This is a genomic window from Halorubrum sp. SP3 (assembly GCF_005435195.1).
Lineage (GTDB): Archaea > Halobacteriota > Halobacteria > Halobacteriales > Haloferacaceae > Halorubrum > Halorubrum sodomense.
This window is the reverse complement of the sequence record NZ_SGTU01000011.1, coordinates 100642-111385: the sequence shown is the minus strand read 5'-3', so window position 1 is coordinate 111385 and position 10744 is coordinate 100642. Positions and strand designations below refer to the sequence as shown.

General features: G+C 70.8%; 9 protein-coding genes. 5 read left to right on the top strand and 4 right to left on the bottom strand.

Annotated elements, in window-relative coordinates:
* Nucleotides 1–225 precede the first annotated feature (225 nt).
* Complete coding sequence (locus EXE42_RS10190) at nt 226–1044, bottom strand: hypothetical protein (protein WP_137706445.1); 819 nt, start codon at nt 1042–1044, stop codon at nt 226–228.
* A 168-nt stretch (nt 1045–1212) separates the two neighbouring features.
* On the opposite strand from EXE42_RS10190, the gene EXE42_RS10185 reads away from it, so the two are divergent.
* From EXE42_RS10185 to EXE42_RS10170, 4 genes are all read left to right on the top strand, one after another.
* The gene (locus EXE42_RS10185; RefSeq protein WP_137694218.1) at nt 1213–2469 is read left to right on the top strand and encodes a thiamine ABC transporter substrate binding subunit; all 1257 of its coding nucleotides are present in this window, start codon (nt 1213–1215) and stop codon (nt 2467–2469) included.
* A gap of 27 nt (nt 2470–2496) precedes the next feature.
* Nucleotides 2497–4347, top strand: a complete 1851-nt coding sequence (locus EXE42_RS10180; RefSeq protein ID WP_092919406.1) for an iron ABC transporter permease — start codon at nt 2497–2499, stop codon at nt 4345–4347.
* Nucleotides 4337–5482 carry an ABC transporter ATP-binding protein gene (locus EXE42_RS10175; RefSeq protein WP_137706444.1) on the top strand — a complete coding sequence of 382 codons (1146 nt, stop codon included), beginning with the start codon at nt 4337–4339 and terminating at the stop codon, nt 5480–5482. The genes EXE42_RS10180 and EXE42_RS10175 overlap by 11 nt, the downstream gene beginning before the upstream one ends.
* A gap of 430 nt (nt 5483–5912) precedes the next feature.
* Nucleotides 5913–6170: a hypothetical protein gene (locus EXE42_RS10170; protein ID WP_092919402.1), complete on the top strand. Its 258-nt coding sequence runs from the start codon at nt 5913–5915 to the stop codon at nt 6168–6170.
* Nucleotides 6171–6224: 54 nt separating this feature from the next.
* On the opposite strand, the gene EXE42_RS10165 is transcribed toward EXE42_RS10170, so the two are convergent.
* On the bottom strand, nt 6225–8609 hold the full coding sequence (locus EXE42_RS10165) for an amino acid permease (protein ID WP_137694220.1): 2385 nt from the start codon (nt 8607–8609) through the stop codon (nt 6225–6227).
* Nucleotides 8610–8778: 169 nt separating this feature from the next.
* Here EXE42_RS10165 and EXE42_RS10160 point away from each other — a divergent pair, with 169 nt between their 5' ends.
* Entirely contained in the window at nt 8779–9888 is a 1110-nt protein-coding gene (locus tag EXE42_RS10160; protein WP_137694221.1) for an alanine--glyoxylate aminotransferase family protein, read from the top strand.
* A gap of 41 nt (nt 9889–9929) precedes the next feature.
* Here the strand turns inward: EXE42_RS10160 and EXE42_RS10155 are convergent, their stop codons facing one another.
* Nucleotides 9930–10214, bottom strand: coding sequence for a hypothetical protein (locus EXE42_RS10155; RefSeq protein WP_137706443.1), 285 nt, complete (start codon nt 10212–10214; stop codon nt 9930–9932).
* 73 nt (nt 10215–10287) lie between these two features.
* On the bottom strand, nt 10288–10587 hold the full coding sequence (locus EXE42_RS10150) for a DUF424 domain-containing protein (protein WP_092919396.1): 300 nt from the start codon (nt 10585–10587) through the stop codon (nt 10288–10290).
* Between the last annotated feature and the right edge of the window lie 157 nt (nt 10588–10744).

The window sequence follows — 10744 nt, the reverse complement described above, 5'->3', positions numbered from 1 at the left end:
CGGGCTGCGACTTCCGTACTCCCGCTCGCTCCCTCCGGTCGCTCGCGGGACCGCAGCCTCACGCCTCCCCAGCCTCGTCGGCCTCCCTCCGGTCGGCCGACTCCCTCGCGCGTGCTCCTCGCGGCCGCCGAGGGCGGCCACTCGGAGGCACGCGCCACCGCACCCCATTTATAATAAATGATAGAGTTTCGACGGAACTCGGTGATTCCGGAGCCTCCGATCCCCTCACTCCACCGAGATGAGCAGCTGCGAGACGTCCTCGTCGAATGCGGCGGGGTCGGTCGCGAGCGCCTCGGCGGTCTCGGCGTCGGCGATCTGCGTCACCGCACTCTCCGCGTCGACCGAGTCGGGCAGCGCCGCGTCGAAGACCTCGAGGAGCGGCTCGGTCGGGTACGCGCCGCCGGCGACGATGACGTCGGTCCCGCCGTGCCAGACGCCGAGTCGAGCCCCGATCTCGACGGGCTGCCCCACCTCGGCGGTCGACCCGGTCGGAAGCGGGATCCCGCCGTCGAGCGCGTACTCTCCCGTCAGCCGCCACGCGGTCGCGGTGTGGCCGGACCGGACGGTGGTGATCCCCTCGTCGACGACCGCGACGCTCTCGATGCCGGCGGTCCGGAGCTGCGCGCGGAAGGCGCCCGTCGCGGCCGTCTCCACCCGGCTCATCACCCGCTCCCTGCCGACGCCGGCCGGGAGCTGATCGATGGCTGGCCGGAGGTCGATCCGCGTCGCGAAGAAGACGACGGGCGACCCCGACGCGTCGACCGTTTCGGCGAGCGCGTCCGCGACGGGCGCGTACTCGAAGATCCGCGTGTGTTCGCGCGCCCGAACGGTGACCGGTCCGTACGACTGCTCGAACACCGTGCTCTCGGACTCGTCTGTCTGGCGCCAGTCGTCGATCCGGTCGCTGGTCACCTCGGGGGCCGGCACCGGTCCGTCGCGGCCGCCGAGACAGCCGGCGAGTCCGGCGACCCCGACCGCCGCGCCGCCGGCGAGCAGTCGCCGCCGCGTGGTCCGCGTCGACCGCGCACCGAGGTTCTCGTCCATAGGTCGAGGTGGTCGCCGCGAAGTAAATGGATGTCGCCGGTCCGAGCGGTCCGTCCGGTCGAAACAGCGATTTCGGACCGCGGCCGCGCCGAGTCGGACCGCCGCTCGGAACCGGTCTCGGGACGCGGACGGATCCCTTATGTAACCACCGAGTACAACAACCGAGTGATGACTACCGACAAGAGCGAGACGCGGCGGCGACGCGCCCGGCCACGCACCCGACGACGCTTCCTGACGGCGGCCGGGGCGGCCGGCGCCGCCGCGCTCGCCGGCTGCAGCGCCGAGCGCGTCGACGACGGGGGCGACGGTTCCGGGAGCGACGGCTCCGAGAGCGACGGGGACGGGGCGGCCGACGGAAACGACACCGACGACGGGGAGGGAGACGACGGCGACGAGGAGACCCCGACGCTGACGGTCGCGACCTACACGAGCTTCATCGACGCGCCCTCGGTGAGCCCCGGCGAGTGGCTCAAAGAGGAGTTCGAGAGCCGCGTCGACGCCGAGCTGGAGTGGGCGACCCCGAGCAACGAGGTGAACTACTACATCGAGCGCGCCGCGTCCGGCGCGTCGATCGACGCCGACCTCTACGTGGGGCTCACCACGGAGGACCTCGTGCGCGTCGACGACGAGCTCGACGGCGACCTCTTCGTCGAGGCGGGCGACGTCGACGGGCGCGACGCGGTGAAGGAGGGGCTCCGGTTCGACCCGTTCGACCGCGCGGTCCCGTACGACACCGGGTACATCAGCCTCGTGTACGACGGCACCGCGACGGAGGCCCCGGAGACGTTCGAGGGGCTGCTCGACGAGGAGCACAGGGGCGCGCTCATCGCGCAGAACCCCGGCGCCTCCTCGACCGGGCGCGCGTTCCTCCTCCACACGGTCAACCGCTTCGGCGACGGCGGCGTCGCGAGCGACGGCGACGGCGAGGCGATCGCGGGCGAGGACGGCGACCCCGACTACGACTACCTCGACTACTGGGCGGACCTCCAGGAGAACGAGGTGCGCGTCCTCGGCTCGTGGGACGACGCGTACGCGGCGTGGAGCGAGGGAGAGGCGCCGATGGTCGTCTCCTACTCCACCGACCAGGTGTTCGCCGACATGGAGGGGCAGGACCTCGACAAACACCAGATCCGCTTCCTGAACGACCAGGCGTACGCGAACCCCGAGGGGATGGCGGTCTTCGCCGAGGCGGACGAACCCGACCTCGCCCGGGAGTTCATGTCGTTCATGCTGGAGCCGGCGGTTCAGGGCCAGATCGCCCAGCGCAACGTCGCGTTCCCGGCGACGAACGGCGCCGAGCTGCCGAGCGACTACGCCGAGCTGGCGAAGGAGCCGGCCGACCCGGTGACGTTCACCTACGACGAGCTCCAGGGCGCCGTCGACGCGTGGGTCGAGGCCTGGGAGCGACAGTTCGCTGGGAACTAACCCCGTGGCCGACGTGGGTGCGAGCGCGTGACTGGAGTCGACGGCGGGCGTGCGACCGGTGACGACGACCGGGCGACCGAGGACGGCGGGCGTGCGGACCGGCTGACCCGCCTCCGGGAGGGCGTCGAGTCGCACGCGCTGACCGCGCTCGCGCTCCTCACCAGCGCCGCGCTCGTCGTCGCCTTCTACTATCCGACCGCGACCGTCCTGGTCGAGGCGGTCGTCGTCGACGGCGCCGTCACCCTCCGCGTCTTCGCGGACGTCCTCACCGACCCGTTCTACTTCGGCGAACTCGCGCGGCTGCTGTCGGGCGAGTCCCCGGCCGCGGTCGCGCGCTCGCTGCTCTCTCCGGACCGCCGGCTGGGGATCGTCGGCTTCACCGCGTACCAGGCGGCCCTCTCGACGGTCGCGAGCGTCGCCCTCGGGCTCCCGGCCGCCTACCTGCTCGCGCGCTTCGAGTTCCCCGGCCGGCGGACGCTGCGCTCGCTCACCATCGTCCCGTTCGTCCTCCCGTCGATCATGGTCGCGGTCGGGTTCGTCGCCACGTTCGGTGAGAACGGTACCCTGAACGCCGCCCTGACCGCGCTCGGGCTCCCGCCGGTCGACCTGCTGTTCACCCTCGAAGCGGTCGTGATCGCTCACGCGTTCTACAACGCGCCGCTCGTGGCGCGCGTGACGACCGCCGCGTGGGAGTCGGTGGACGCGAGCGCGGTCGAGACCGCCCGGAGCCTCGGCGCCGGTCCGGTCCGGGCGTTCGTCGACGTGGTCGCGCCGCAGGTGTACCCCGCCGTCCTCACGGGCGCGGCGCTCACCTTCGTGTTCACCTTCGGCACCTTCCCGATCGTCCTCGCGCTCGGCGGGTTCGAGCTGGCGACGGTCGAGGTGTTCGTCTATCGCTTGGTGCGCGACCTGAGCTACGCCGAGGCCGCCGCGCTGGCGATCGTCGAACTCGTGATCTCGCTTTCCGTCCTGCTCGCGTACCTCCGGTACGAGGCCCGCAGCTCGACGAACACGCGCGGCGCGCGACCGCTGCCGCGGCGCTCGCTGATCCCGCCGGCCCCCACCCTCCGCGAGCTGCTGCCGCGGGCGGGCCTGGCCGCCTACGTCGCCGTCGCCGGGGTGATCTTCGTCGCGCCGATCGCGTCGATGATCCTCGCGTCGGTGACGGGCGGGGACGGCGCGCTCACGCTCGACCATTACCGGTTCCTGATCGAGCGCCAGCAGACGGGGGCGGCGTTTCAGGTGCGGCCGTGGCCCGCGATCCGGAACTCGCTCGCGTTCGCGGCGGCCGCGACCCTGCTCGCGCTGCCGATGGGCGTCGTCGTCGCGGTGTTGACCACGCGCCGATATCGGGGGCGAACCCTGGTCGACGCGGCCGCGATGGCGCCGCTGGCGGTGTCGGGGATCATCGTCGGCCTCGGACTGCTGCGGGGGCTCGTGTTCGGCGTCGAGGTCGCCGGCTGGCGGATCGCCGCGAACGGCGCGGTCGCCATCGTCGTCGCGCACGCGGTCTCGGGCTACCCGTTCGTCGTGCGCACCGTCTCGCCCGGGCTCTCCGGACTGGACCGGTCGCTCGTCGAGTCCGCGCGGGCGCTCGGCGCCTCGCGGGCGCGGGTGATCCGCGACGTGGAGCTCCCCTTGGTCTGGCCCGCGGTCGTCGCGGGCGCGGCGTTCGCGTTCGCGATCTCGATCGGCGAGTTCACCTCGACCGTCGTGCTGGCGACCGGCGCCGACGCGTACACGATGCCCGTCGCGATCGAACGGTTCATCGGGCGGCGGCTCGGACCGGCGACCGCCATGGGCGTCGTCCTGCTCGTCGTCACCGGGCTCAGCTTCGTCGTCATCGAGCGGCTCGGAGGTGACCACCGTGGGCTCTGAACGCGGCACGGAAGTCGCGGGAGACATCCCCGTCACCGTCGAACTCGACGGCGTGACGAAGCGCTACGGCGAGACGGCCGCCGTCGACGACGTGAGCCTCCGGGTGCGCGAAGGGGAGTTCTTCACGCTCGTCGGCCCCTCCGGCTGCGGGAAGACGACCACGCTCCGGCTGATCGCGGGGTTCGAAGAGCCGACGCGCGGGACGGTTCGGTTCGGCGGGGAGTCGATGGCGGGCGTCCCGCCCGAGGACCGCGACGTCGGCGTCGTGTTCCAGAGCTACGCGCTGTTCCCGCACATGACCGTCGGGGAGAACGTCGCGTACGGGCTCAACTTCGCCGAGCCGCCCGGGGGAATGACCCGCGACGAGCGCGTCGCGGAGCTGCTCGAACTGGTCGACCTCCCCGACGCCGCCGACCGCGAACCCGAGAGCCTCTCTGGCGGGCAACAGCAGCGGATCGCGATGGCGCGGGCGCTCGCGCCCGGCCCCGACGTGCTCCTCTTGGACGAGCCGATGAGCGCGCTCGACGCGCGGCTCCGCGAGCGGCTTCGCGCGCAGGTGAAGGAGATCCAGTCCGAACTGGGAATCACCACGATATACGTCACCCACGACCAGGAGGAGGCGCTGGCCGTCTCCGACCGCGTCGCGGTGATGAACGACGGAACGCCCGAGCAGGTCGCGGCCCCGCGGACCGTCTACCGCGAGCCCGCCACGCGGTTCGTCGCGGCGTTCGTCGGCGACAACAACGTGTTCGCCGGGGAGGTGATCGACGCGCCCGCCGCGGGAGAACTCGCGGTCGACGTCGACGGCGGGGACGCCACCCTGCGCGTCGGGGTCGGCGACGGGCGCGACGTCGACTCGCCGAGTGTCGGCGACCGGATCTCCTTCTGTGTCCGGCCGGAGAACCTCCGCGTCGCGGGCGCGAACGGAAATTCCGGAGACGACGCGGCTCCCGCGGGCGAGAACGCGCTGAGCGCGACCGTCGCCAGCGCGGAGTTCCTCGGCGAGACGACGCGGGTCACGTTGGACTGGGAGAACCGCGACCTCGTCGTCCGCGTCGTCGACCCGATCGACGGCGCGGTCGCGGTCGGGTTCGACCCCGAAGACGCGCATGTGATCGAAGTCAAGAATCGGTGAACGACGAACGCTTATAAATGGAGTGCGGTGGCGCGTGCCTGCGAGGCCGCTTTGCGGCCGAGCAGCACCGCGCGAGGGACGCCGCGAGCGACGCGGGCGACCGAAGGGAGCCCCGAGCGAGCGGCGAGGCTGGGGAGGCGTGAGGTTGCCGTGCGGTCGCAGTCGGGCGGGACTCAAAGGGGCAGCCGGCGAGGCGGGCGCAGGCGACGTAAGCACCGAACGAGGGAGCGATAGCGACCGAGTGAGGCGCACAGCGAGCGTGCGCCCGCCTCGCCGGCTGGGGCTTTGGAGGTATCGTCCGTCGATCTATAGACAGTCATTTATAAGCGAACGATTGGGACTTTGGCGGCGTTCACCGAGGGACGACGGACGTACCAGTAAACGTATCGAGGCGACACGCCTTACCCCGCGGACCTCGTTGTGTTCACATATGGCCTCCGAGGCGTGCGACGTCTGCGAGCGGTCCGTGCGGATCGCCGGCGGGATCGGCGATCTGTGGAACTTCGCGTTCGAGTCGACGCAGGGACTCACGCTCGAACTCACCGACGACTCGGAGTTCTTCCTCTGTTTCGAGTGCATGGAGCGGCTCCCCGACGACCACGAGCCGACCGCCGAGGACGTCGCCGACCTCCGCGAGCGCACCGACCCGGTCGAAACGGACGGCAACCACTTCTGGCACTGGGGCTGACACGGCTCGACTTCGAGTCCGCGCCCGCGGCGACCGAGGAGGAAACGCGTCGCGTCAGTCCGCCTGCGACTCCTCGCCCGCGTCCGATCCCCCGTCGATCTCGGGCGTCGACGGCTCCGGCTCGACGCCGGTGTCGGCGGCCGTCTCCGTCGCGTCGGTGACGTCGTTCGACCGCGCGCCGCTGCCGAACAGCCGGGCGAGGATGCCGCGGTCGCTCTTCGGCTCCGCGAGCAGCACGGAGCACTCCACCTCGCCGAGCACGTCCAAGACGAGCGATCCGCGGACCAGCCGCGAGAGCAGCCCCTTCTGGGTCGCGCCGATGATGAGCATCGACGCGTCGCGGGCGGCGCGCTCGATGCTGGTCTCGACGTCGCCCGTCTCGATCCGCAGCGCCGCGTCCGAGAGGTCGTGCGCGTCGGCCCACTCGGAGAGGAACGTCCGGCCCGCCTCCTCCTCGCCGGCCTCGGTGACGTGGAGCAGCGTGACCTCGCCGCCGAACTCGACCTGGAGCATCTTCGCGACGGCGCCCGAGAGGTCCGAGGCCGGGCCGCCGGCGGTCGGCACGAGGATGCGCGAGGCGTCGAACCCGCGGTCGCGGAACACGAGGAAGTCCGAGGGGAGCGAGTACGCCAGCTCGTCGACGGCGGACTCAGCGCGCCCCGGCGCCCCGTGGGAGTCCTCGCCCCAGCCCATCACGGTCATGTCGGCGCCGTAGGTGCGCGCGGCGTCGAACACCTCCTCGAACACGCGGTGCGAGAGCACGACGTGGGTCTCCACGTCGACGCCGAACGTCTCCGCGTCCTCGCGAGCCTGGTCGAGGAGGCCGTGGGCCGCCTCGTGGGCGCCGCGGTCGCGCGCGGCCTCCAGCGAGGTCTGGTCGGGGACGTTCGCGATGTTGACCGCGACGACCGTCCCGTTCCGCTGCTTGGCGATTGCGGACGCGAGGGTGATCAGGTGCTCTTCGGTCTTGGGGTTCGCGAGCGGCACCATCACCCGGTAGTCGTCGCCGCTCGGCTGGACCGACGTGGCCGCCGACACGGCCGCCTTCGGCAGCTCGTCGGACCGGTCGAGGATCCACGTCCCGAGCACGCCGCGCGCCTCGACCTTCCCGCGGGCGTACAGCAGGTACCAGAGCAGCGCGAAGACGACGAGCCCGGCGGACAGCAGGATGATCGTCGGGTCGATGTAGTAGATCAGCGCGAACGACGATATCGTCCCGATTATCGGAACGGCCGGGTAGAACGGCACCTCGAAGTCCGGGTCGTACCCCTCGACCGCCGACTCGCGCATCACGATGAGCGCGAGGTTGAGGAGGCCGTACACCACCAGGTGTAACACCGACCCCATCGTCGACAGCGACTCGACGCTCCCGGCGAGGAGGAACACGACGATGAGCGCGCCGGTGAGCGCGATCGACTTGTACGGCGTGCCGAACCGCTCGTGGATCTGGTTGAGCGACGGGGTGACGATCTTCTCGCGGCCCATCGCGAAGTTGATCCGCGACGACGAGAGGATCGAGGCGTTCGCGGAGGAGGCGGTCGCGAGCAGCCCGCCGATCAGCAGCATGCCGGCGCCGACGGCGCCCAGCGAGAAGCCGAACACCTCGTACCGACCGAACAGGAGGCGGGCGGCGTCGACGACCGCAGTCTCGTTGTTCGCGACGAGTTCGTTCGGCACCGCCGCGAGCAGCACGAGCAGGAACAGCGCGTAGACGACCGTGACGATGACGACCGAGCCGAGGACCGCGAGCGGGAGGTTCCGCCCGGGGTTCTTGATCTCCTCGGCGACGGAGGTGATCTGGACGAATCCCAGGTACGAGACGAAGATGATCCCGGTCACCGGTAACACCTGGCTCGTCGTGCCCGGCGGCGCGAGGGGACGCAGCGACGACATCTCGGCGTTCAGCAGGCCGACGACGGTGAAGACGGCGAGGATACCCAGAAGCGACATCACGATGACGATCTGAAGCCCGCCCGTCTCCTTCGCGCCGAAGTAGTTGACCGCGATGAAGAGCAGCGCGCCGGCGAGGCCGATCACCTGTGCCGCCTCCAGCGTCACTATCCCGAGTCCGACCGGTTCGAGCCCGACGAGCGCGTTGACGTACTCGCCGAAGCCGTACATGTAGAAGGCGGAGGCGAACGCGAGCCCGAGCCAGTTCGCCCAGCCCGCGACGGAGCCGAACATCGGGCCGAGCGCGCGGTTGACGTAGAAGTACGCCCCGCCGGACTTCGGCATCGCGGTCCCGAGTTCGGAGGCCGACAGCGCGGTGAACAGGGCGATCACGCCGCCGAGGACGAAGGTGAACGCCGCGAGCGGCCCGGCGCGGGCGACCGCGGTGCCGGGGAGGACGAAGATGCCGGCGCCGATCATCGTCCCGATCCCGATCGTGAGCGCCGCGAGCGGGCCGAGGTCCTTCGCGAGTTCCTCGTCGCCGCTCACGGCGGCCCACCTCGGGCGGTTGTAACTCTCCGGGCGTGTATCATACGTTCTTTCGTTTCTCCGTTCGTATAAACCCGATTGATCCGGGCAACGCCGCCGGTCTCGTTTTTGAGCGTATCACAAGGACCATACCGTCTCGCGACGCGGTACGATCCAACAGGTGGATCCCGTGACGAAGAAACGCGAATACCGCGACGACTACGACGACAAGACGCTGTACATCCCCGGCCCGACCGAGGTCCGCGACGACGTGATCGAGGCGATGACCGAGTCGACGTTCGGCCACCGGATGGACCGGATGACCGACCTGTACACCACCATCGTGGAGGACACGAAGGAGTTCCTCGGCACCGACAACGAGGTCGTCATCCTCACCGGCTCCGGCACGGCGTTCTGGGAGGCGACGACGCTCAACCTCGTCGACGAGCACGTCCTCGTGCCGACCTGCGGCGCGTTCAGCGAGCGCTACGCCAACGTCGCCGAGCGACTCGGGAAGGACGTCGACCGACTGGAGTACGAATGGGGCGAGGCGGTCAAGCCCGAGGACGTCCGCGAGGCGATCGAGACCGCCGATGTCCAGTACGACATGGTCGCGGGCGTGATGAACGAGTCCTCGACCGGCGTCCGCAATCCGATCGAGGAGATCGGCGACGTGCTCACCGAGTACCCGGACACCTACTTCGCCGTCGACGCCGTCTCCTCGCTCGGCGGCGACTACGTCGACATCGACGCGCACGGTATCGACGCGATCTTCGCGTCCACGCAGAAGGCGTTCGCGATGCCGCCGGGCCTGGCGGTCTGCGTCGTCAGCGACGACGCCTACGACCGCGAGGTCGAGAAGGGCGACTCCTCGTGGTACGGCGGGTTCCGCCGCACCATCGACTACTACGACCGGAAGGGCCAGACCCACTCGACGCCCGCGATCCCGATCATGTTGGCGTACCGCAAGCAGATGAAGCGCATGCTCGAGGAGGGCCACCGCGCCCGCGACGAGCGCCACCGCGAGATGACCGAGTACGTCCACGACTGGGCCGCCGAGCACTTCGCGATGTTCCCCGAGGAAGGGTACGAGTCGCAGACGGTCGCCTGCATCGAGAACACGCGGGGGATCGACGTGGCCGCGACCATCGAAGCAGTGAACGAGAGGTACGACATGGCATTCTCGAACGGGTACGGCGACCTCGGCGAGGAGACGTTCCGGATCGGCCACATGGGCGAGCACACCGTCGAGAGCGTGACGGAGCTCACCGACGCCATCGAGGACGTCGCCGGGCTCTGATCGGGGTCTCGGCCCCCACGCCGGCCCCAGTCCCTCCCGTCTCACTCCGCGCCGGGATCGGTGACCAGTTCGATCCGGTAGATCCGACCGCCGGCCTCGGTCCGTTCGGCTCCGACGACGACGAAGGCGTGGTCGTCGACGTCGACGATATCGCCCGTGTCGAGCGGTTCGGTCGGCTCCGGGTCTCTGTCGCGCGCTCCCCCGACGGCGTCCGCGCCGACGCCGAGCGCGGCCTCGCCCCGGTCGATCGCGCGCCGCCAGAAGGCGTCCGAAGGGGGTCGCGGCCCCACCCGCGACGCCAACTCGCTCCGCGTGAGTCGTCTCATCGGATTCGCCTCGTCGCGCGCGCCCTTAGCCGGTTCGGATCCCGACGAGACGGCCGCGGACGCCGCACCGCCCTCACAGCCAGAGCAGCTGCGCGTGCCGCGTCTCCTCGAACTCCAGGACCGTCTCCTCGTCGACGAGGCCCGCCTCGACGGCGACGCCGACCGCTTCGGTGCCGACGATGTTCGCGACCTGCGCGCGCCGGAGCCCGGCGATCACCTCCGCTTCGGTCGCCTCGACGGCGCCGTCGCCGCCGTAGAACTCCTCGCTCACGGTGAGCGTCACCGGACCGTCCTCGTACGTCTCACCGAGGCAGTCGGCGTCGCAGACGGAGACGAGCCGCCCCTCGGGGGTCTCGCGCTCGCGAAGGAGCATTCAGAAGCCCTCTGGCCCTTCGCCCTGGAGCTCTCGCTCCGGTCCCTCGCGTTCGCCGTCCTGCCCGCTTCGACCGCCGCCCTGCCCGCCGCGACCGCCCGGACCGGGCTGACCGCCCTGCCCGCCGCGACCGCCCGAACCGGGCTGACCGCCCTGC